The organism is Gallintestinimicrobium propionicum, assembly GCF_025567525.1.
GTDB lineage: Bacteria > Bacillota > Clostridia > Lachnospirales > Lachnospiraceae > Gallintestinimicrobium > Gallintestinimicrobium propionicum.
Map to the genome: position 1 here is coordinate 1 of NZ_JAOQJY010000022.1, position 21188 is coordinate 21188.

Annotated in this window: 18 protein-coding genes and 1 tRNA gene; 13 read left to right on the forward strand and 6 right to left on the reverse strand. The window is 46.8% G+C overall.

The window, feature by feature from the left end; translation table 11 throughout:
• Nucleotides 1-90: 90 nt before the first annotated feature.
• Complete coding sequence (locus OCV62_RS14310; protein ID WP_262587466.1) at nucleotides 91-309, forward strand: hypothetical protein; 219 nt, start codon at nucleotides 91-93, stop codon at nucleotides 307-309.
• 36 nt (nucleotides 310-345) lie between these two features.
• A complete protein-coding gene (locus OCV62_RS14315) occupies nucleotides 346-999 on the forward strand; it encodes an epoxyqueuosine reductase QueH (protein ID WP_118496387.1) in 654 nt (217 codons plus the stop codon).
• A 78-nt stretch (nucleotides 1000-1077) separates the two neighbouring features.
• Here OCV62_RS14315 and OCV62_RS14320 read toward each other — a convergent pair whose 3' ends face one another.
• The gene (locus tag OCV62_RS14320; protein ID WP_262587469.1) at nucleotides 1078-2091 is read right to left on the reverse strand and encodes an NHL repeat-containing protein; all 1014 of its coding nucleotides are present in this window, start codon (nucleotides 2089-2091) and stop codon (nucleotides 1078-1080) included.
• Nucleotides 2092-2129: 38 nt separating this feature from the next.
• Here OCV62_RS14320 and mscL point away from each other — a divergent pair, with 38 nt between their 5' ends.
• On the forward strand, nucleotides 2130-2570 hold the full coding sequence (gene mscL, locus OCV62_RS14325) for a large conductance mechanosensitive channel protein MscL (RefSeq protein ID WP_118763406.1): 441 nt from the start codon (nucleotides 2130-2132) through the stop codon (nucleotides 2568-2570).
• Nucleotides 2571-2598: 28 nt separating this feature from the next.
• Here the strand turns inward: mscL and OCV62_RS14330 are convergent, their stop codons facing one another.
• On the reverse strand, nucleotides 2599-3438 hold the full coding sequence (locus OCV62_RS14330) for a polysaccharide deacetylase family protein (RefSeq protein ID WP_262587472.1): 840 nt from the start codon (nucleotides 3436-3438) through the stop codon (nucleotides 2599-2601).
• A gap of 161 nt (nucleotides 3439-3599) precedes the next feature.
• Here OCV62_RS14330 and OCV62_RS18180 point away from each other — a divergent pair, with 161 nt between their 5' ends.
• Nucleotides 3600-5228 (forward strand): HAD hydrolase-like protein, encoded by a 1629-nt coding sequence (locus OCV62_RS18180; RefSeq protein ID WP_317258851.1) that lies wholly within the window; start codon nucleotides 3600-3602, stop codon nucleotides 5226-5228.
• Nucleotides 5229-5497: 269 nt separating this feature from the next.
• On the opposite strand, the gene asnA is transcribed toward OCV62_RS18180, so the two are convergent.
• From asnA to OCV62_RS14355, 3 genes are all read right to left on the reverse strand, one after another.
• Nucleotides 5498-6508, reverse strand: a complete 1011-nt coding sequence (gene asnA, locus OCV62_RS14345) for an aspartate--ammonia ligase (protein ID WP_262587474.1) — start codon at nucleotides 6506-6508, stop codon at nucleotides 5498-5500.
• Between the two features lie 174 nt (nucleotides 6509-6682).
• The gene (locus tag OCV62_RS14350; RefSeq protein ID WP_262587476.1) at nucleotides 6683-9184 is read right to left on the reverse strand and encodes a YfhO family protein; all 2502 of its coding nucleotides are present in this window, start codon (nucleotides 9182-9184) and stop codon (nucleotides 6683-6685) included.
• A 22-nt stretch (nucleotides 9185-9206) separates the two neighbouring features.
• Entirely contained in the window at nucleotides 9207-11006 is a 1800-nt protein-coding gene (locus OCV62_RS14355; protein ID WP_262587478.1) for an LTA synthase family protein, read from the reverse strand.
• 187 nt (nucleotides 11007-11193) lie between these two features.
• Here OCV62_RS14355 and OCV62_RS14360 point away from each other — a divergent pair, with 187 nt between their 5' ends.
• The 7 genes from OCV62_RS14360 to OCV62_RS14390 all read left to right on the forward strand — a co-directional run bounded on the left by OCV62_RS14360 (nucleotide 11194) and on the right by OCV62_RS14390 (nucleotide 17517).
• The gene (locus tag OCV62_RS14360) at nucleotides 11194-12243 is read left to right on the forward strand and encodes an MORN repeat-containing protein (protein WP_118496402.1); all 1050 of its coding nucleotides are present in this window, start codon (nucleotides 11194-11196) and stop codon (nucleotides 12241-12243) included.
• Nucleotides 12244-12339: 96 nt separating this feature from the next.
• A tRNA-Leu gene (locus tag OCV62_RS14365) sits at nucleotides 12340-12419 on the forward strand.
• Nucleotides 12383-12541, forward strand: coding sequence for a hypothetical protein (locus OCV62_RS14370; protein ID WP_262587480.1), 159 nt, complete (start codon nucleotides 12383-12385; stop codon nucleotides 12539-12541). The genes OCV62_RS14365 and OCV62_RS14370 overlap by 37 nt, the downstream gene beginning before the upstream one ends.
• 223 nt (nucleotides 12542-12764) lie before the next feature.
• Entirely contained in the window at nucleotides 12765-13631 is an 867-nt protein-coding gene (locus tag OCV62_RS14375; protein ID WP_262587481.1) for a PRD domain-containing protein, read from the forward strand.
• Between the two features lie 217 nt (nucleotides 13632-13848).
• The gene (locus OCV62_RS14380) at nucleotides 13849-14667 is read left to right on the forward strand and encodes a ChbG/HpnK family deacetylase (protein WP_021915274.1); all 819 of its coding nucleotides are present in this window, start codon (nucleotides 13849-13851) and stop codon (nucleotides 14665-14667) included.
• Between the two features lie 115 nt (nucleotides 14668-14782).
• Entirely contained in the window at nucleotides 14783-16192 is a 1410-nt protein-coding gene (locus OCV62_RS14385; protein ID WP_262587484.1) for a PTS transporter subunit EIIC, read from the forward strand.
• Nucleotides 16192-17517, forward strand: coding sequence for a 6-phospho-alpha-glucosidase (locus OCV62_RS14390; RefSeq protein WP_021915272.1), 1326 nt, complete (start codon nucleotides 16192-16194; stop codon nucleotides 17515-17517). Before OCV62_RS14385 ends, OCV62_RS14390 begins: the two co-directional genes overlap by 1 nt.
• 223 nt (nucleotides 17518-17740) lie before the next feature.
• Here OCV62_RS14390 and OCV62_RS18725 read toward each other — a convergent pair whose 3' ends face one another.
• Nucleotides 17741-17971 carry a PBECR4 domain-containing protein gene (locus tag OCV62_RS18725; protein ID WP_021915271.1) on the reverse strand — a complete coding sequence of 77 codons (231 nt, stop codon included), beginning with the start codon at nucleotides 17969-17971 and terminating at the stop codon, nucleotides 17741-17743.
• Between the two features lie 746 nt (nucleotides 17972-18717).
• On the opposite strand from OCV62_RS18725, the gene OCV62_RS14395 reads away from it, so the two are divergent.
• Together OCV62_RS14395 and OCV62_RS14405 are read left to right on the forward strand one after the other, a co-directional pair.
• On the forward strand, nucleotides 18718-20244 hold the full coding sequence (locus tag OCV62_RS14395) for a flotillin family protein (RefSeq protein WP_021915269.1): 1527 nt from the start codon (nucleotides 18718-18720) through the stop codon (nucleotides 20242-20244).
• A gap of 277 nt (nucleotides 20245-20521) precedes the next feature.
• Nucleotides 20522-21133, forward strand: coding sequence for a GNAT family acetyltransferase (locus OCV62_RS14405; RefSeq protein WP_262587489.1), 612 nt, complete (start codon nucleotides 20522-20524; stop codon nucleotides 21131-21133).
• Nucleotides 21134-21188 lie beyond the last annotated feature (55 nt).

The window sequence follows — 21188 nt, forward strand, 5'->3', positions numbered from 1 at the left end:
ACAATGAAGCAGTAAGAAGTATCCGCAAGGACTTCAATTTCTCGATGTGTTTGAGTATATTTAAACACATTTTGAGTGGCAGATGCTGATATGTGCACCGTGTTTGAAGAGACGAGGCGTGAGGGGATAGCAGAAGGAGAAGCAAAAGGAATTATTGAGACTGGATATGAATTTGGGATTTCAGAAGAAGAGATTCTTGCAAGATTACAGAAAAAGCTGAACATTTCTCTGGCAGAAGCGCAGGAGTATGTAAAAAAGTTCGGCAGAAAAAGTAAATCAGAAGATTCCGATGCAGAAGAAAATGGTTAAAATATAAAATTTTTCTGCATGTGAATAAGAGGAGAAATGAACAAAATTAACTATCAAAAAGAACTGGAACACCTGATCGATAAGCTTCCGGATCATCACCGGCGGCTGTTTTTGCACAGCTGCTGTGCGCCGTGCTCCAGCTACTGTCTGGAATATTTGCGGCAGTATTTCGACGTGACGGTATTTTATTACAATCCAAACATCAGCTTTTTGGAGGAATACCGGCATCGGGTGGAGGAATTAAAACGTCTGGTGAGCACGCTGAATGAAGAGGCGAAAGGGTCTGAAATGCTGAACCAGATCGCACTTTTGGAGGGCGCTTACGAGCCGGAAAAATTTTTCGAGGCGACGAAAGGGCTGGAGGACTGTCCGGAGGGCGGAGAGCGCTGCTTTATCTGCTACGAGCTGCGGCTGCGGGAAGCGGCGAGGTTGGCGGCAGAGGGCGGTTATGATTTTTTTACAACAACGCTGACGATCAGTCCGCTGAAAAATGCGCAGAAACTCAACGAAATCGGCAGCCGACTGGCGGAGGAATATCATGTGGCGTGCCTGCCGTCGGATTTTAAGAAAAAGGGCGGCTATTTAAGGTCCATCGAGTTAAGCCGCCAGTACGACCTGTACCGTCAGGATTATTGCGGTTGCGTTTTTTCAAAGCGGGAACGCGATAAAAGGATTGTACAGGAAAGTTGAAACAGATGATATACTAAAAAGCAAAGTACGAAACATGGGCATTCGAAACGCAAGACGATCAGAAACGGTCGATGAGTCCTAAAACAGGGCGCGGATGTCTGTCAGTGCGTTGTCGATGACATCGAACTGCCAGACGCTGTGTCCGGGAATCCTGTGCTCCGTCAGATAATAATGTCCGTCAAAGGAAGAGATATAATAAGGCGTTCCGCCTCCGGCAAAGTTGTCATAAATATCCTCCCAGCTGCCGGAAGAAAGATCGTTTAAATCCTGCACGCGCAGGATGGTCGCATAATCCTGATTGCCGGTAAGGTCGGTGGAAACGGTGATGTAAAACCAGTCCTGAATGTGCGTCAGCTGGATCATGCCGGAGATTTCGGCAGGAACCGGGAAACGTTCCAGGATTTTCAGGTCTTTTTTGCGGGTGCGCAGAATCGACTGATTGCCGGAAACAAAGTACAGGTCGTCGCCGTCGATTGTAAAGGAGCGGACATAAATCTGATCCAGCTCTGGCACAGAGAGGATTTTTTCGAGGGCGACAGATGAGCTGTCCGGATCGGGACGGTAAAAGACGTACAATTGTCCGGTCATGGAGCTGAGTACATAAAAACGTTTTTCCGTTTCATCATAGACGACGTAATGCGGGCGAGTGCCGATTTCGTTGAAAAGCTGGGTAAGGTAAAACTGTCCGTCCTGTTTTTCAAAGATGAGGACGCGGTTGTTTTCGGTGTCATCTGCAAGATAAACGGTGCCGTCCCCTGCGATGGTGTGCCCGCGGTTGATCTGATCGGTCATCACATACCAGTCGGTAAGTGGAGCATCCGGCGTTTTCGAGGTCAGAATCTGATTGTGATAGCAGTCCACCAGAAAATAATCGTCACCGATTTTGGTAATCTGCGTGGGGACACTTAAGGATGGCTGTACATTTTTGACAGGTTCTGAGGAAACGGCTTCAACAGCTTCCGACCAGGAGAGCGCCTGAGTGGAAGCGTTTTTTATGGTTTTCAGGATCAGGGCTGCCGCTGCAAAAATCAGGACAGCTAGCAGGATCAAAAAGATTGTAAGTTTTAAATGGGATAAATTTCTTCGTTTCATGTCCCAAAGTATAACATAACAAAAGAAAGGATACCACTATGAAAAAACTGTTGCAGGAATTTAAGGAATTTGCGCTGAGAGGAAATGTCATGGATCTGGCAGTCGGCGTTATCATTGGTGCTGCGTTTCAGGCGATCATCAATTCGCTGGTAAACGATGTGATTTCACCGCTGATCGGTCTGTTTGCCAATACGGATCTGACGTATCTGTCTGTGATGGTCGGGGATGTGGAAATCCGCTATGGTGCATTTTTGACCGCAGTGATCAATTTCATCATAATGGCAGTGATTATTTTCCTGATGGTAAAAGGGATGAATGCGCTGGCTGGTCTTGGCAAAAAGAAGGAGCCGGAAAAACCTGCTGTGAAAATGTGCCCTTATTGCAGAAGCAAGGTTGCGGCAGAGGCAACCCGCTGTCCGTACTGTACGTCTATGCTGGAAGTGAAAAAAGAAGATAAAAAAGAAGAAAAGAAACAATAGAATGCACGCTCTGCGTGCATTCTATCGTTTACGGTTCCGTCTTCGGAATCTGCACGCCGTCTGCATCCATATAATAGGAGTGCTTCCAGATCAGCTCGGAGATGGGAACTGGCTGATAGCCCTGATCCTCCAGATTGTCGATCAGGTCGGGAAGCGCCTGTGCGGTATAAACAGTTCCGGCATGGAACAGGAGGATAGAGCCGTTTTGGAGTTGGCGACTGTTTAAAATCCGATGGAGGATGTCCTGTGCCCCGTAGTCTTTCCAGTCCATGGAATTGATGTTCCACTGCACCGGATAACCGCCGGATTCTTGGATGAGCCGGATAGCAGAGTTGTCATAGTTTCCATCTTCAAAACGAAACAACGTCGTTTCAGAATCGGTAAGGCGATCAATTCGCTGTGTGAGATTTTCCAGTGTGAGCGTCTGTTCCCGGATGGAAAGGGATGCCTGCGTTGTCCACAGACCGCCGATATCATGTCCGGCGTTGTGAATCGTACAGAGCAGCTCCGGATAGCTTTTTGCCCAGGCGTCGGAAACGAAAAAGGTGGCGTGCACATTTTTTTCTTTCAGAATTTCCAAAAGCTGCTGCATGTCTTGTGCACTGTAGGTACAGTTGAAGGTCAGCGCGACTTTTTTCTGGTCGGTTTCGACACGGCAAATAGGCATAAACGTGCCGTTTACAGAGGCGGACGCCAGTGTTGTTACAGACGGAGGGGCGAGAAAAATGCACGCGCGGGCAAAGGCGAGGACGCCGAGCAAAAACAGGGCGGTCTGGAATGCAGACGAGCGGGAGAGGCTGTGCAGGGAGGGAAAAACGGCATAGTGGCGCAGTTTATTTTGAATCAGATGAACGAAATCTCGGATCATGAAGGCTCCTGCCGAATTTTTGTTACAACTTATGAATGCAGGAAACGGAAAATTCTATTTCACAAAAATTTCATAACCTTTTCGTGCGCTTTCTGGTACACTATAAGGAAAGACTGCAGGCGTTTGTCTGCAGAACAGAAGAGAAATGAAAGGAGACTGTTATGTTTTCCTGTATTTTATTTGACCTGGACGGAACGATCAGCGATCCGAAACAGGGAATTTGCGGTTGTGTGCAGTATGCGCTCAGAAGCTTTGGGATTGAAGAACCGGAGCTGGATCGGCTGGAGCCGTTTATCGGACCGCCGCTTGCAGAGAGCTTTATGAAATATTATAACTTTACGGCGGAGCAGGCGCAGGAGGCAGTTGAGAAGTACCGGGAGCGGTTTTCTGTAACCGGCAAATACGAAAATGTGCTGTATCCCGGAATGGGAGCGCTTTTGCATGATCTGAAGGCATCCGGGGCGACGCTGGCGATTGCATCGAGCAAACCGACCGTTTATGTGGAGGATATTCTGGTGCATTTCGGAATCCGGGAATATTTCGACATCGTGGTCGGAAGCGAGCTGGACGGAAGAAGAGTGCACAAAGAAGAAGTGGTTGCAGAGGTGCTGTCCCAGCTTGCAGCGCGGGGCGAAAGCGATCCGGATAAGATGGTGATGATCGGCGACCGCAGCTTCGATGTGGAGGGTGCGAAAGCGATCGGTGCACACTGCATCGCGGTGTCATATGGGTATGCACAGCCGGGAGAGCTGGAAAATGCCGGTGCGGAGATCATTGTCCGGGATGTGGAAGGACTGCGAAGCGTACTGCTGGGCGGCACACAGGCAGGAAGCAGCACGCAGGCAGGAAGTGGCACGCAGGCAGGAAACAGCGCGCAGGCAGGAAGCAGCGCGCAGGCAGGAAGCAGCGCGCAGGCAGGAACCAGCACGGCGACTGGCTCGAATACCCTTTCAGAGCGCTACCGCGGCAGCGCTGCCAAAACGAAGACCAAATCCGGGCAGTTCTGGAGTGCAGTTGGAACCAGCGCACTGGCGATGTTTGCCTATTATGTAATCAGTCTCCTAATCAGCAGCGCAATTTTGACGGCGGTATCGGTAGTGTATGCCATCGGGCTGCAGGAGCTGGAGGGCTCTTCCTACAATTTCTGGCTGAATGTGGCTAGCGCACTCTCGACGTTCGGTGCATTTATAATCTGTTACGGAATCTGGCACAAAAAGATCCGGTTCCATTCAACAAAAGAAATCGATAAACTGTCCATCGTTCCGATGGTGATTTTGGCGGCGGCAATTGCAATCGGCATGAACGGAGTTCTGACATTGACAGAATTGTATCGGTTCTCTCCGACCTTTCAGAGGGTTTCGGAGATGCAGTTCGATACGCCGGTGTGGCTGGGAATCATTTCCTACGGCATTCTTGCGCCGCTGGGCGAAGAGATCGTTTTCCGCGGCGTGGTCTATGGACAGCTGCGCAAGGTGTTGAAAGTGCCGTATGCGGTGGTGCTTTCCGGACTGGCGTTCGGTCTGTTCCATGGAAATCTTGTTCAGGCGGTCTATGCGACCGTAATCGGCTGCCTGCTGGCGCTGGTGTATGAATGGTATGGAACGATTGCAGCGCCGATGCTGTTCCACAGCGTTGCGAACCTGTTTGTGTATGTGATGTTAGAGCTGTTGCCCTTTGGCGGCGTATTTTTAAGCGTTCCGTCCTGTGTGCTGTTTTTGGTGCTGTCAGCAGGAAGCCTGTTTTTATTGTGGATGCTGCAGGGAAAGACGGCATTGCGGCAAAAAGGATGAGCAGAGAAGAAGTTAAGATTAGCTGGTGACAGCGCCTGCATTGCGACGAGAAGAAGATCCTTTGTGTGATGTGCTGACCAAAAAGAGCGAGGAAGCTGTACGATACAGCTTTCTCGCTCTTTTATGACAATGGAAGGTTCACGGAGCGTGCATTCTATAACAGGACAACGCGCAGCCGCTTATCCTTATTCATGACAATAGAATGCTCGCAGAGCGTACATTCTATTGTTCATGACAATAGAATGCTCGCAAAGCGTGCATTCTATTGTTTACAGCAGCTGGATTCCGTGGGCTTCCGCTTCTTTGCGGATTTCCTCTGGCCAGATGGAGCACTGTACTTCTCCGATGTGCGCCTTGCGCAGGAAGAACATACAGATACGGGACTGACCGATACCGCCGCCGATGGTGTAAGGCAGCTCTTCGTTGAGGATTGCTTTCTGGAACGGAAGTTCTGCGCGCTCGGGACAGCCGGCTTTTTCCAGCTGGGACAGCAGAGCCTCTTTGTCCACGCGGATACCCATAGAGGACAGCTCCAGGGCGATGTCCAGAACAGGATAGTAAACGAGGATGTCGGCGTTTAATGCCCAGTCATCGTAGTCGGGTGCACGGCCGTCGTGGGGCTCGCCGTTTTCGAGCTTATCGCCGATCTGCATGATGCAGACAGCGCCCTTTGCTTTGGTGATGAAATATTCACGCTCCTTGGGCGTGTTGTCCGGGAACATGTCTGCAAGCTCCTGGGTGGTGATGAAGAAAATCTCACGGGGCAGAATCTCTTCGATGTAATCATACTGGATCGCCATGTACATTTCCGTTTTGCGCAGCGCCTTGTAAACGTCGCGGACGGTTGCTTTTAAGGTTTCCAGGTTGCGGTCCTTTTTGTCGATGACCTTTTCCCAGTCCCACTGATCGACGAAAATGGAATGGATGTTGTCAGTCGTTTCGTCGCGGCGGATGGCGTTCATATCCGTGTAAAGACCTTCGCCGAGAGAAAATCCGTATTCCTTGAGCGCGTAGCGTTTCCATTTTGCAAGGGACTGTACAACCTCTGCGCGGTAATCGTTCTGCTCGAGAATGCCGAAGGAAACCGGGCGCTCATAACCGTTTAAGTTATCGTTCATGCCGGAAGCGGGATCGACGAATAACGGAGCAGAGACACGCAGAAGGTTTAAATGACGGACCAGAAGACTCTGGAAAAAGTCCTTCACCGTCTTAATACCGATCTGGGTATCGTGCAGGTTCAGGGCGGAGGAATAATTCTCCGGGATGATTAAGTGTTCCATATTACCTCTTTTCTGCCGCAGGGCGGCATATTTCAATAATCTTAGGAATCTGTAAAAAAGTGTAACGGACGTTGGCTTCTGACAGAAGCTCAGGGAATCAGGACTCAAACGTCTTATGGTGCAGGTACGAAACGCTGCACCAGTTAAAAATTATAGCATAAAATCAGCCGGGTGTCAGGATTTTTTTCCCAAACGCTTCTGAGCAACTCCGATTCCGATAAACACAAGCAGGCAGATCAGGCTGACGATCAGACCGGTGGTCAGACCTGCAGGGCGGTAGGAAAGCTCAATCGTGTGGCTGCCCTCCGTCAGCGGAACGGATAGAAATACACCATCATACACGTCGTAGTCTGCGGCTTCTCCGTCCATCTTCATCGTCCAGCCGGGTTCGTTTGCGATGGATAAAATCAGCCGACCGGCTTTGGTGACGTCGACATGTCCGGTCAGATGGCTGGAATCATAAGAATCTACCGTAAAGGGCTGCTCAGAGAGCGTCTGCAGTGTGCGGGACAAAACCGCTTCATCCAGGCGCACGACAACGGCATTCAGCACGCTATCTCCGTCGTTGGTCAGCGTTACATGGTCGCCGGTTTCGTGACGGCCGAGATCGAGAATATAGTCATATTTGACTTTTTTATACGTTTTGTTGACGCTGGCGGAAGAGATCGAAACGGTATCGATTTTGGAGCTTTTACAGTAAGCGTAGTAATGCCCCTCCGTGTATACATCAAAGAAAGCCTGATTGCCGGATTCCTCTGATTCGATGGGAACAAAGAGCGGATCGGAGGTTGAAACAGAAGCCGCCATCTGATTCTGTACCTCGAACGGGTCGGAGGTCTCTTCAGAAAAATCAGAGGAAGAAAGATCCTGTCCATCCTGCAGGATAAATCCCGCAGGCAGCGTATAGTTGTTTTGGTACAGGTAAACGCCGTCCTGCTCGTCGATCAGCGTGTAGAGGCTGGAATCCTCTGCATCGGAGCGGGAAAACAGGTAGCGGACATTTAAAAGCGCTGCGGAAAGCGGCGTCTGACCGTCAAAGCAGTAAAATACCTTGCTTTCGCTCATGCCCATGCGGTCGTACCAGTCCTGAACCGCCGCGTTGGAGGTGGAAGAAAACAGCGACGCTGTCGGATAGCCTGCCAGCGCACCGTCATTTTTGGTGACGCGGCTGAGCTTTTCGTAGCGGTAAAAATCGGAATCTTTTTCTTCATTACGAGCAACTAACTCCCGGTAGGCGGGAATGCTTTCCAGATAGCTGCTGCGGCTGGTGGTGGAAACGCTCGTCAGCGCCATGTTGTAGGTGGATTCAAAAGCGACCAGCGCCAGCACGGCGATTGCAATCGCGCGCTGATACGGGAGGCTGTCTGCAGGCTGTTTTTCTTTCCCTTTTTTCCAGGCATAGAGCAGCAGCACGTAGGCAGCAAGCAGGCAGGCGCTCAGCACAAAGGTGCCCTGGGTAAAGGCGTCGTCCTCCACGAGCTTTCCTGCCAGTAAAAGATAACCGAGCCCGCAGGCGAGGGAGACAAACAGCTCGCGCATGGTAAAGCCGTCGAGCTTTGAAAACGCCTCATAGCACATCAGCAGCACGAGCAGGATGTACAAAAAGGACTGACGTGCCGGAAGCGAATCCGGGTAGTTGAAACCGTGCCAGATGAAATTCAGGGTATTGACCGAGAAGCTGACGATGAAAAAGGCGCATAATACCAGTCTGCCGAGCTTTTCCTTCAGAGGGATTTTTCGGTTGACGATATAGAGCGGAATCAGGAAAAAGACTGCGCTGGAGCAGAAAATATTCGGCCAGTGATCCAGACCGGTTTCCCGGGATACACCGGTCGCATGCCGCGCGATTACGTCGAAGAAGGAAAAGTACCAGTTGATCTTTTCCGGAAAGTTGAATTCGGAAAATTCAGTCGCATGCAGGGCAGCGATTTCCGGGATCAGCAGCACAGCGGCGAGACCGCCAGCCAACAGGGAAAATAAAGCAAAACGTCCGATTGCGCCAAGCAGCCTTGCGCGGAACGCTTTCCAGCCATCAGAGCCAAACAGGTTCGGTACGAGCACGAGAAAGTACAGGCACAGGAAGATGCAGACCATGATGGAAAGGTAATAGTTCGATAAAATGCACAGCCCGAGGGTGATGCAGTAGAGGCTGTATTTTTTTTCGAAGACCAGCTTTTCCAGACCGAGAACGATCAACGGAGCGAGGACGAGGGTATCCATCCACATGACGTTCCAGTTATATGCGGCAACGAAGCCGGACATCGCATAAAATGTGGAAAAGAACAGGACAGAAAGGTCGTTTGTGTGGAATTTTTCTGTCAAAAGCCAGGAAAAGGTGAAGCCGCACAGACCGATTTTGAAAACGACCATGTAGCTCATAAATTCGATTAAATATTTTTCGGGCAAAAGGAGCATCAGCCAGTTGAACGGGCTTGCACTGTAGTAGCCGTAAAGAGACAGGTAATTGGAGCCCATACCGATGCGCCAGGAGTAGTAGAGCGGTTCGCCGTCGCGCACTTTCCGGACAAATTCTTCCAGAAAGGGGACGTACTGATGGTACATGTCGGAGTGCATGAAGCTCTGATCTCCGAAGGGATAAATGCCGTTGCCGATAAAAATCGCCATCATGGAAAGAAACGGCAGCAGGAAGGAAAAGAAACAGATCTTTTTTTTCATAAAAAAGGAAATCCTCCGCGGTTTAGTCAAAAAGCAGGTAATACTGCAGGGTCTGATAATCATAAAGCAGATCTTTTTGCTTGGATGCAGTGGTAAAGGTTCCGTCGGACAGCGTTACATGGTTGGCTGAAATGACGGGTACTTCCGTGCGCAGCTGCGACAGGAAGTTATCGTAAGCGGATTTTGGAAGCCCGGCGGCGTCCAGCGTCTTTGCCGCAAGATAGTTTGCGCTGATTTCCAGATCGTTTTCCGTTTCGATATTGAAGTTTGCCCAGATAAAGAACGGAACCTTGTAGCGCAGCGCCTCTTCCTCGTCGGTTAAGTCCGCGTCATCTTTGCCGTTTAATTTCCAGACCGGACGTACGACGGAATCGGCAGGCTGATGATCTCCGAAAAAGACGATCATGGTAGGTTCCTCCTGTGCTTCAAAGTAAGAAACCAGGTTCTGGATGGCGCTGTCAGACAGCCTGATCAAGGACAGGTACGCCGGAAGCAACTTGGAATCCGAGCCTTCTACCGTGATATCGGGAGAAAAGTTGTCGTAATCCGCCCAGTCGCTGTAGGAGGAATGGTTCTGCATCGTCACGTTGAATAAAAACAGCGGCGTGTCCGCATCTTTTTCCTCGTAGAGCTTTATGATCTTTTCATAGTTGCCCTCGTCACTGACATATTTGCGCACAAGCGGAGAATCTGTGAAAAACTCCTGAAAGTGCATCTCGTCGAAGCCGAGCTTGGGATAAACGAGATTTCTGTCCCAGCCGGCGGCGCGGTACGGGTGCATCGCAATCGTGTAGTAGCCGAGGGAGGAAAGATAGGAGGCCATCGAAGGCGTCTCTTTTTTCACATACTGCTGATACGGGATACTTCCATAAGGAAGAAACGCCATTGAAGCGCCGGTCAGGTATTCAAATTCTGTGTTGGCAGTGTTGCCGCCCTTAACGGAGACATTTAAGTGACCGGAAATCGTGTTATCCGCGCCGTCGAGCAGGCTGTGCACGAAGGGCATATAATCCTCGTTCGTTGTAAAATCGCCGAGCACGGACGGATCGGAAAACGCCTCGTTCATGATGACGATAATGTTCGGCTTTTGTGCATTGTCCGAAGGTGTTCCATCGGATTCCTGAGAGCCGGTATCATAGGATGCCAGCAGCTCCTTGGCGTTTTCTGCGCTGTAACCGGAGGGCTTATCGACAGAAATGTACTGAAGCTCCATTAAAAACGCAGTTACAGTACCATTTTTAAATTGAATCGTCGTCGGAGTGAAAAGCTTGTTGTAAAGGTGAAGCTTCTGTTCGACGATGTCCTCGCTGTGCAGCATTTTCGTGTAGCCAAAGCATAAAAGACCGCAGGAAAGTGCGAGGCAGACGCGGGCAATCCGGGCTTTTTTATTTTTTTTCGGAAAGCCTTTTTTCAGGAAAAATTCCAGAACCAGAAGCAGGACAAAACAGATCAGCACGATTACTGCGGTGCGGTTCAATTTGTATTCGTAGTTGTCCGCGACGCTGGCAGCAGTCGAGATCGAAAGAATGTCCCACGGCTGGATGGGCGCGCCGCGAAATTCCAGGACGAAGTAGTTTGCAAGACCGTAAACGGCGCAGAAGGCGGTTTCGATGCCGAGTGCGCGGCTGATCCTGCCGGTCAGTGCAAATAAAAACAGTGCTGCAAATTCAAACAGCGCCAGATTCATCCCCTGTATATACGGTTTCATGGTCTGGAACGGATTATGCGTGTACCATTCCAGCAGATAAAAATTCAGAACAGGGCCGATCAGCAGAAAAATCCAGGGACTGTTTTTTTTCAGCCAGACAATCCATTTTTTCATAAAACTCCTCTTTTCGTGTAAGGTAAATTCGTTTTCTGTTCCATAATAGTCAGGACTTTGAGGGATGTCAAGGGAGGAAAACGCATATATATAAGAAACAGAAAAAGCTTTCGTTTTTCTTAATAAAGTTTAAATAGGAAAAAAAGAAAGCCTATGTTACAATAAACCAACTGGAGGAAATGCGGACATGGACGATAAAAAAAGGGATCTGATCCCGGTGGCGGCGATTGCTCTTTTTCTGGTAATTATCATCGCGCTGTGCGCAGTACGGCTGCATCAGCGCAGGGAGACACGGGCAGAGATCGCAGAAACGGAAAGCACGCAGATATGGTACAGCGAGGAACAGGCAGAGTCTGCAGAATCAGAGACGAAGGACGCAGCGGATCAGACGGAAGAAACAACGGCGGGGAAAAAGCAGACGGCGGAAAGGGGACAGCAGGAGGATGAGACGCTGACAGAGCATCCGGACAGCAAACTTCCCGCAGGCAAAGGGAAGGAAAGTCAGGGTGCCAAGCAGGAGGGCAACCTCCGGACGGTGAGCGGAAACGATCCGTTATCCGGCGCGGAGAGTGCGAACAAGACAAACGAAGAGATGCTTCTGGAGATGTCCGGTTACTGGGAACAGGATAATATGGACGCGGTGGAGGATCTGGCGATGCTGCCCTGGTATATGAGGATGTCGTCGGATATTTCGGATGCAAACAGCTTTTATTATTATGGCGAGCGCAGCAGCGCGGGACAGCCGGACGGAACCGGAATCGCCTGCTATGCGGATAACGCCTATTACTACGGTGAGTGGTCGAATGGCAAACGCGAAGGCAACGGCAAGTGGGTGCGCTTTTACGTTTATTATGACGATGACACCACGTCGGACCGCGCGTACCGCGAGCATATGTATGCCGGAGAATGGAAAAACGACCTGCCGGACGGTGAAGGACAGGAGCATTACGAGCTGGATATGAGCAAGGCTGCCAAAAAGGAGCGCTACATCCAGAATGTGATCGGAACGTTCCGCAGCGGCTTCTACAGCGGAGAAATGTACCTGACGACGTTAAATTGGGACGGCAATCAGGAAGAGTGGAACGGCTTTGCGGACGCGGGAATCTGGAGCCCCTACGGAGCCGGTTCGAACCGCAAGGAGGTACCGGTCTGCCAGGATGTGGACGATGATAACAATTACCTTTGGCTGTCCGTGCGCGACAACAAGAATCGTGGAATCTATGAGCTGATGCCGTAAAATGCTTGACAGAAGTTTCAAAAGTTCGATATAATAATTAAGTTATACGAAAGAGAAACCTTCGGCAGTCGAAACAACCGGCTGCCGAAGCGGTGAGCGGTCATGGCGGAATTGGCAGACGCGTTGGTTTTAGGTGCCAATGGGCAACCGTGTGGGTTCGAGTCCCACTGACCGCATGCAGGCAAATGGAAAAGAAGAGAAGGGATGCCGGATCGACAAACAGGGATTTGAAGCTGCTGTTTTGTCGGGCGGCATCCCTTTTCGCTGTCAGGCGCTACAGGAGAAAAAATCCGGTTGACAACTGTTTTAAATAGTGATATCATTTACATGTAACAAGGGATTGTAACTCTTTGAGGCATCACCTAAGGGGATGGGTGCGCAAAGAGTTTTTTTATTTTATAAACATTTATTGCTTGGTTTTTCAAAGCAACTTACAGGACGCTGTTGAAAACAGCTTGATACGCAGGAAGAAATCGTAGTGATAAAAGGGAGTACTAATGAAAGGGTAAGAAGGTATTGCTATGATGATTGTCAAAAAAATCAATAATAATGTAGCCATTGGTGTTGACGGAAACGGGCACGAGGTAGTCTTGTTTGGCAAGGGTATCGGCTTTGGAGAACTCCCTTATAGTATTAATGATATGTCAAAAATAGAGCGTTCATTTTATGATATAGATTACCGATATTACAATTTGTTGTCGGAGATTCCGGAGAACATGTTCCTTTTTACAAGCCGTATCGTTGATGCCATAGAGAGTAAAATTGGCGGTAATCTGAATCCTAATCTGGTGTTTATCCTTGCAGATCATATCAATTTTGCAGTTACCAGATATCGTAAGGGAATGCAAATATCGCTACCTTATTCTTATGAAATTGAGTTTGAATATCCCCACTTGACAAAGCTGGCAAAATGGATCGTCAAAAATATTAATGCAAAATATCAGGTATGCCTGGATAAAGGGGAGGTTACAAGTATAACCATGCATTTGCTGAATGCACTGGAAGGAAAAACGAATCAGGATGATCAGCAGCACCAGAGTCAAATTACCCGAATCATTAAAAACGTAACAAAAATTATAGAGGATTATTTTGGCATTGTTCTTGATAAAAATGACTTCAATTATTTCAGGTTTAAAATTCACTTGAAATATTATGTCCTAAGAAAAGAAAATAATGAAGAATTTATGGACGGTAATATTGATGAACTGTATGATAATATGAAAAATACTTATCCCGATATCTATAACTGCGTATATAATATTGATCAATATTTATATAAAGAATTTAAGAAAAGCTGTACAAGTAACGAATTGCTGTATCTTATGATACATGTTACTCGGTTATGTACACGAGAGGATTGTAACCGCAAGGGCATTACCTCAGCATGAGAGTGCTGGGGTTTTATTTTTGCAGGAACCGTACATTAGCTGTATCGCACTGTAATCCTTATGCGTCATCAGTGTACTGAGAAATACTGACATGTCAATATTTTTCTGCCGTTCGGTTTGCTAAGTGCTCCTTGAAAATTGAATACAGGCAATTTGAGCTTTCATTTAAAAGGCTGTTTTACGAAAACGATGTATCTGCAATAAAGGAGGAAGAAAAATGAAGCTTTTGGTTAAAGGTGATGATTATGGAATTACAAAAAGTGTTACGTATGGAATCATCGAAGCATTTGATCATGGGATTTTAACAAGCTCGGGCATGTTTACGAATATGGAGATCGCCCCATGGGCGGCACAATTTGTAAAAGAAAGGGAAACCTGCTGTTTTGGAATAGACTTTAATCTGGTTTGCGGTCCCTGCGTATCAGATTACAGGGAAATTCCACATTTGGTTGATGAAAATGGCCGTTTTATCAGCTCAAAAATCAGAGTGAATGATCCAAAATGGGCTACGAAAGAAGGGCAGAATGAGTTATTACCGTTTCATGAAGTATATAAAGAAATAGCGGCACAGTATCAGCGTTTTGTTGATTTATGCGGGAAAGCGCCTGCCTATCTGTGTGGGCATTCCATTCAAACCGGCTCTATGGAGGAAGCGTACCGGACGTTATCAGCTGAGACAGGAGTTCCGTTTTGTGATGATCTGTACAAAAAATATAATATCATAGACTTTCGTGACGCGCCGATAAAAAATGACGAATTAATGAATCTGTCAACCAGAGGAAAAGAGTTTCATGCAATGGAACAGTTGAACCGCGATCCGATGAAATTATTTTTTGACAACCTGGAATATCTAAAGGGATTTGAGTATGTGGCGCTTGTCTGCCACCCGGGCTTTGTTGATGCTGATCTGTTAAAATTATCGTCCTGCAGCTTGGAGAGAATGAGAGATCTTGAATTCTACCTTTCAACAGAAATGAAGGACTTTATTTTAGAAAACGGGATTGAGTTAATTTCATTTTCTGATTTGACTGCATAGAGCTTAAAGGAACCTGTATTCCATTTATACCGGGTGGGGTGGTTGCATATCCTCAATGATTGTAAAAAAAATGAGAGGAGGAATCAGGAAAGGGGGGTCTTTCCTGCAAAATTCAATGAATCAAAACTATCATAAGTTAGCTGTTACTTTACTGGAAAAGGTAGGCGGCAAGGATAATGTTATTAATGTATATCATTGTGTTACCCGTTTGCGCTTTCAATTAAAGGATTCAAGTATTCCAAATACGGAAGAAATTGAAAAGATCCAGGGTGTTTTAGGGGTTGTCACGTCAGGGGGACAATATCAAATCATTATCGGGCAGGCTGTTCCTGAGCTTTATAAAAAGGTGGTAGAAATCGGGGGATTTGGAACTCAGGAGGAAATTGCCGAGAATCTGGACGCTCCAAAAGAAAAAAAAGGGATAAAACAGTTTTTTGCCCAGTTATTTGAATTTATGTCCGCTGTCATGTCACCGATGATTCCGGCGTATTGTGCCGCAGGTTTATTTAAAACGGTTGCCGTAGTATGCGGTCCGGATGTGTTAGCGATATGGGAAACGACAAGTGATTTGTATATAACGTTTAACTTTGCGTATAATGCATGTTTTTATTTCCTACCGATTTATTTGGGCTACACCGCCGCGAAAAAACTCGGGCTTAACGTTATTTTAGGAATGTATCTTGGCGGAATGATGCTTGTTCCGGAATTTGTTGAAATTGCAACTACAAGCGAAGCGTTTACAATACTGGGAATACCATGTAAGCTCGGAACCTATGGAACGACAATTTTTCCGATCCTGTTAAGTGTTTTTGCCTTAAAATATGTAGATATGCTGATCAGTAAGGTTATTCCGCAGATGTTGTCTACATCAATTAAGCCGTTTATTGAAATGTTTATCATGTTACCGCTGGAATTATGTTTATTCTGCCCGTTGGGAACTTTAATCGGTGAGGGGATTGCCCAGGTTATTTTAATGCTTGACAGCGCCCCGTTATTGGTGGGAATCATAGGCGGCTTGTGGCCGTTCCTGATCTTGACCGGTATGCATATGCCGATCTTATATGCGGTTATCCTTCCTAATTTATATTCCTTAGGTTATGACACGACTGTTCTTCCGGCGACGCTTACAAACCAGGCGTTGTTGGGGTTGGAGCTGGCTGCTTTACTGAAAATCAAAAATAAAAAAGAACGAATGAATGTATTCCAGTTATTTATCACCCACAATGTGGGAGGTGTCAGTGAGCCGGTGCTTTACGGAATCGGTATGAAATATAAAAAGACATTAATCGCATTGGCGGTCGGAGGAATTTGCGGCGGGTTATTTGCGGCTTTTACCGATGTAGTTTACTATCTGGGACCCAGCTTTCCCCTTATAGGAAACGCGCTTTCCTTCTTCCAGGGCGGGACTAAGAATTTTATCCTGTTCTTTATCAGCGCTCTTATTGCGTGTGTAGTAACGTTTTTGCTTACTTATTTTTATGGCTTTGATAAAAATGATCCTATGTTAAAAAAGGAGGAGGGATAATGAAAAAATTTTCAATTCTGATTGCCGGGGGCGGAAGTACGTTTACTCCGGAAATTCTGCTCTTATTGTTAGAAAAAAGAGAGCAGTTTCCCATCAGAAAAATAAAGTTCTATGACAACGATGAGGAGAGGCAGAAAATAATTGGCGAAGCATGTGGCGTGCTTATTGAGCATAAGGCTCCTGAAATTGAATTTTCATATACAACTGATCCGGAAACCGCATTTACTGATGTCGATTTTGTAATGGCACATATCCGCGTTGGTAAGTATGAGATGCGCGGAAAGGATGAAAAAATACCGCTGAAATATGGTGTGGTAGGGCAGGAAACCTGCGGACCGGGAGGTCTGGCATATGGAATGCGTTCCATCGGACCTGTAATCGAGTTAATCGATTATATGGAAACGTACTCTCCGCATGCGTGGATGCTGAATTATTCGAATCCCGCGGCAATCGTTGCGGAAGCAACAAACCGGCTCAGGCCGGACGCAAGAATCATCAATATCTGTGATATGCCCGTTGGAATAGAGGCACGAATGGCTGTCATCTGCGGGCTGAAATCCCGAAAGGAGATGATTACCAGGTATTTTGGGCTGAATCACTTTGGCTGGTGGAGTGACATAAGGGATAAAAACGGAAAGGATTTAATGCCGGTAATTAAGGCCTACGTGAAAGAGAACGGGTTTAATACTTCCCAAATAGATGGGCATACAGATGATAAAAGCTGGACGGATACTTATAATAAGGCGAAAGACGTCTATGCGGTTGACCCGAATTTCATTCCAAATACGTATTTAAAGTATTATTTATACCCGGACTATGTGGTGAAGCACTCAGATTTAAATTACACAAGAACAGATGAAGTAAGGGAGGGGAGAGAAAAACGGGTGTTTGAAGAGGCTCGAAGGCTTATTCAGACAAAGAATGTGGAAAATTGCGGCTTCGAAGTGGGAAATCATGCGGAGTATATTGTTGATCTGGCAAGAGCGCTGGCATATAACACACAGGAAAGAATGTTGCTAATCGTGCCCAATCATGGCGCGATTGAAAATTTTTCCTATGACGCAATGATTGAGATTCCCTGTATTGTAGGGAAGAATGGATATGAACCATTAAAGGTCGGGAAAATACCGGTATTCGAAAAAGGGCTTATGGAGCAGCAGGTAGCGGCGGAAAAGCTGGTTGTTGACGCCTGGGTTGAGAAAAGCTATCAAAAAATGTGGCAGGCGATTACCATGTCTAAAACAGTTCCAAGCGCGGCGGTTGCTAAGTTAATACTGGACGATTTGATAGAAGCAAATGTAAAGTACTGGCCGGAGCTTAGATGAACGTGCAGCTCCTGTGCGCCGGAGATTCCTTTTTATTTTCATGTTCTGGCAAAGCAATAGCATAAACGGGAAGAAGCATAAAAAAGTTGCATAAAATGTCTTGCCTGTATAAGCAGGGTTGTTTCACGAAGAATAATTGAATAGCCAAAAATGTTTGAATTTATCGCTTCATGAAACAACCCTGACAGCGGGAGACAGAGTGTTGACAAAATATAAAAAAGTGCTACAATCCTGTCTTTGACAGTTGAAAAACAAAAAAATCGCTGTATCCCTTCATTTCCAATCCGGTCAGGTGTTGGTAATTTCTCTCATGAAATATGACCTCTATAAACCGAATGGAATTATCCTGTCTTTCTCTGAAAATGATAAGCAACTTCTTATGCAAAAGGTTTTGTTGATATTGCTTCGCACAATTCAGAACTCTTTTACGTGCGTCTTCTTTTGTAAACTTCATAAATAGTTCGGAAATCCTCCATAAAGAATAACGGTTAGACTACATATACATAGATTTTCCTGAAAGATCATAAATAATAGATATGGAAAGAGAGAGCAATAGCACCATTGTACTATATACTCCCTCTTTGTGGCTAATTTTAATGTTGTCTGCCAACGACCGGTAAAATACCGGTAAAAATATCGGATTTTAGTGTTGTCCGCCAACGGTCAATCACAGGATTGACAAGCATATCAGATTTTAGTGTTAGCCCACTGGAAAAGCACGCTTTTCCTACTACTATTATTATAGGCAGAGCAGATTTTTATGTCAATAGAAATCATAAATCATTCCCAGATATTCTCCAAATGCGGTGCCTCAAAATATGTATTCGGTCTGACGCAAACATTTCTTTGATAGAACGATATATCGACAGGGTGTTGACAAAATATAAAAAAGTGCTATAATTTATTTCAACAATAAAAGGGAGTAGCCAGCACCGAGAGGTGGTTTGAAACCGTCACCCCGACAAGCAGCCAGATGATAATCGATTTGCTGCAGATGTCCGTATTAAATGAAACGCGCGAGACTTTTATTGCAGCTGTCAGGCTGTAATAGAGGCCTCGTTTTTTGTTTCGTTGGAAAGGGTGTCCATAGGAAACAAAACCCTCCGGGGGAAAAGCACTTTTCCGGAAAAGTCGCCTGACAGCGACCGAAGCTATTTACTTTACGAGTCCACCAGACCGGTGGAGAAAAGGAGAATGAGTATGTTTACAGGAATTAGTTTAGGAGCTGTTGTTGCCATAATCGCAGTGATCGCGCTGCTTGGAATTATCGCTTCCGGGTATGTGAAAGCACCTCCGGACACGGCATTTATTATTTCCGGCCTGCGCAAAAAGATCATTATCGGGAAATCGAGTATCAAGATCCCGTTTCTGGAACGTCTTGACAAGCTGAGCTTAAAGCTGATCCCGATCGATGTGAAGACAGAAGCAGCGGTGCCGACGGCGGATTACATCAACATTCAGGTGGACGCAGCAGTTAACGTCAAGGTTTCCAGCGAGCCCGAAAAATTAAAGCAGGCAGCAGAAAACTTCCTGAATCAGAACACCCAGTACATTGCGCAGGTAGCGAGAGAGGTTCTGGAAGGCAACATGCGTGAGATCGTAGGCCGCATGCGTCTGGAGGAAATGGTCAGCGACCGCCAGAAATTCGCGGACCTGGTAAAGGAAAATGCCGAGCCTGACCTGGCTGCCATGGGTCTGGACGTTGTCAGCTTCAATGTGCAGAACTTTACGGATTCCAACGGTGTCATTGATGACCTTGGTATCGACAACATTTCCCAGATCAAGAAAAAGGCAGCGATTGCAAAGGCTGAGGCAGAAAAAGAAATCGCGGTAGCAAAGGCGGAAGCGGATCGTCAGTCCAACGACGCGCGGATCAATTCCGAAAGAGAGATCGCCATCAAGAACAACGAGCTGGATATGCAGAAGGCAGAGCTTCAGAAAAACGCGGACAGCAAGCGAGCGGAAGCGGATGCGGCATATGAGATCCAGAAAGAGGAACAGCGAAAGACCATCGAAGTAACTGCGGCAAATGCCAACATTGCAAAAGAGGAACGTCTGGTGCTCTTAAAACAGCGTGAAGCAGAAACGATGGAAAAATCGCTGGATGCACAGGTTAAGAAAAAAGCGGAAGCGGAGAAATTCGAACGTCAGCAGAAAGCGGAAGCAGAGCTGTTTGAACGCCAGAAAGAAGCGGAAGCAAAGAAATTTGAAACGGAAAAGGCTGCAGAGGCGCAGCGTGCGAAGGCGGAAGCAGATCTGTTCTCTAAAGAACAGGAAGCCAAAGGTATCCGCATGGTCGGCGAAGCGGAAGCAGAAGCGATTCGCGCCAAAGGTGTTGCGGAGGCGGAAGCGATGGAAAAACGTGCGCAGGCTTATCAGAAATACAACAACGCGGCAATGGCGGAAATGCTGATCAAGGTGCTGCCCGATATCGCAGGCAAGATCGCAGAGCCTCTGACCCAGATCGACAAGATCACGATCATCGGCGGTTCGGACGGATCAAACGGTGTGGACCAGGTAGCAGGAAACGTACCGGCAGTGATGACAAAGCTGTTTGAAACCATGAAAGAAACCGTGGGCATCGACCTTGCGGAAGTTGTAAAAGCAGGAACCTATGATGCAAAAGTGAACCGCAATATCACGATCAACGCAGACGGAGCAAAGCAGGCAGCGGAGGTGTTGAAGCAGGAAACTGCTGCAGAAGCATCGGCGGAAATCGCAGAGTAAACAGCTTGGATTGTATTGAAAAAATGTTTTAAACGCATATAATAGAGATATGATAATTGGTGCGGCATACTATAAGGGGAGGTGTTAAATATAGCAACTTCGAGTATTAAAAAGAACTTTTTGGTTTCTGGAGAAAAACAGGCAGAATTGTTTGCGGATGCGATTGAAAGTTCCTATATGGAATCTCTCTGCAGAAAGACGGAAAATGAGTTGAGAATTACCCATCTGCGCGGAGCAGAAGACATCAGAAAGTTTATGGCGAAGAGAAAAGAGGTAAATGCTTAACGAGGTTACAGTGTTAAACATTCGTGAGTATTTGGCTGCAACAGAAAATGGAAGATTTGGAGAGGAGGAATTGAAAGAACTTCTCTCCGAATTTTCCTGCAGTAAAAACGCCGATGTTGAACGATTTTTAAAGGAACAGGCGATAGAATTTACAAAGAAGAATCAGTCAGTAACGTATTTGGTATTCCACAGTCAGGATGCTTCGCTGGTAGGCTACTTTACGCTGGCGATTAAACCGATTTGCGCCAGTGCGGAGAAGTTCAGTAACACGACGAAACGTAAAATAGCCAGAGTCAGTGAGCAACGGGAAAATGAACTTACATATACACTTTCTGCGTATCTGATTGCTCAGCTGGGAAAAAATTTTAGAAATGGGGCAAATCGGAAAATTACAGGAAAGCAGTTGCTTCAGGCAGCTGTTGATACCATTCTGAAATTACAGTATATGACCGGAGGCATGGTATTTTTTCTGGAGGCAGAAAATGAAGAGCATCTGATGCAGTTTTATGAAGTGGAAAATGGATTTAAAAGATTTGCAGTAAAAGAAACGAATCACAGAGCGAAGAAATCGCAAAAATTGATTCAATTGCTAAAAGTTCTGTAACAGAAAATCCCGGCAAAGCCCCTAAAAAAGGCTCTGCCGGGATTTTTTTACGGAA

Coding starts and splice junctions, on each gene's coding strand:
- OCV62_RS14320 (WP_262587469.1), bottom strand. CDS start 2,091: ATGAAACGAAGAAATTTATCCCATTTAAAACTTACAATCTTTTTGATC.
- OCV62_RS14370 (WP_262587480.1), top strand. CDS start 12,383: ATGGGCAACCGTGTGGGTTCGAGTCCCACTGACCGCATGCAGGCAAAT.
- OCV62_RS14380 (WP_021915274.1), top strand. CDS start 13,849: ATGAAGCTTTTGGTTAAAGGTGATGATTATGGAATTACAAAAAGTGTT.
- OCV62_RS14390 (WP_021915272.1), top strand. CDS start 16,192: ATGAAAAAATTTTCAATTCTGATTGCCGGGGGCGGAAGTACGTTTACT.
- OCV62_RS14350 (WP_262587476.1), bottom strand. CDS start 9,184: ATGAAAAAAAAGATCTGTTTCTTTTCCTTCCTGCTGCCGTTTCTTTCC.
- OCV62_RS18180 (WP_317258851.1), top strand. CDS start 3,600: ATGTTTTCCTGTATTTTATTTGACCTGGACGGAACGATCAGCGATCCG.
- mscL (WP_118763406.1), top strand. CDS start 2,130: ATGAAAAAACTGTTGCAGGAATTTAAGGAATTTGCGCTGAGAGGAAAT.
- OCV62_RS14315 (WP_118496387.1), top strand. CDS start 346: ATGAACAAAATTAACTATCAAAAAGAACTGGAACACCTGATCGATAAG.
- OCV62_RS14360 (WP_118496402.1), top strand. CDS start 11,194: ATGGACGATAAAAAAAGGGATCTGATCCCGGTGGCGGCGATTGCTCTT.
- OCV62_RS18725 (WP_021915271.1), bottom strand. CDS start 17,971: ATGAAGTTTACAAAAGAAGACGCACGTAAAAGAGTTCTGAATTGTGCG.
- OCV62_RS14385 (WP_262587484.1), top strand. CDS start 14,783: ATGAATCAAAACTATCATAAGTTAGCTGTTACTTTACTGGAAAAGGTA.
- OCV62_RS14355 (WP_262587478.1), bottom strand. CDS start 11,006: ATGAAAAAATGGATTGTCTGGCTGAAAAAAAACAGTCCCTGGATTTTT.
- OCV62_RS14405 (WP_262587489.1), top strand. CDS start 20,522: ATGCTTAACGAGGTTACAGTGTTAAACATTCGTGAGTATTTGGCTGCA.
- OCV62_RS14330 (WP_262587472.1), bottom strand. CDS start 3,438: ATGATCCGAGATTTCGTTCATCTGATTCAAAATAAACTGCGCCACTAT.
- OCV62_RS14375 (WP_262587481.1), top strand. CDS start 12,765: ATGATGATTGTCAAAAAAATCAATAATAATGTAGCCATTGGTGTTGAC.
- asnA (WP_262587474.1), bottom strand. CDS start 6,508: ATGGAACACTTAATCATCCCGGAGAATTATTCCTCCGCCCTGAACCTG.
- OCV62_RS14310 (WP_262587466.1), top strand. CDS start 91: ATGTGCACCGTGTTTGAAGAGACGAGGCGTGAGGGGATAGCAGAAGGA.
- OCV62_RS14395 (WP_021915269.1), top strand. CDS start 18,718: ATGTTTACAGGAATTAGTTTAGGAGCTGTTGTTGCCATAATCGCAGTG.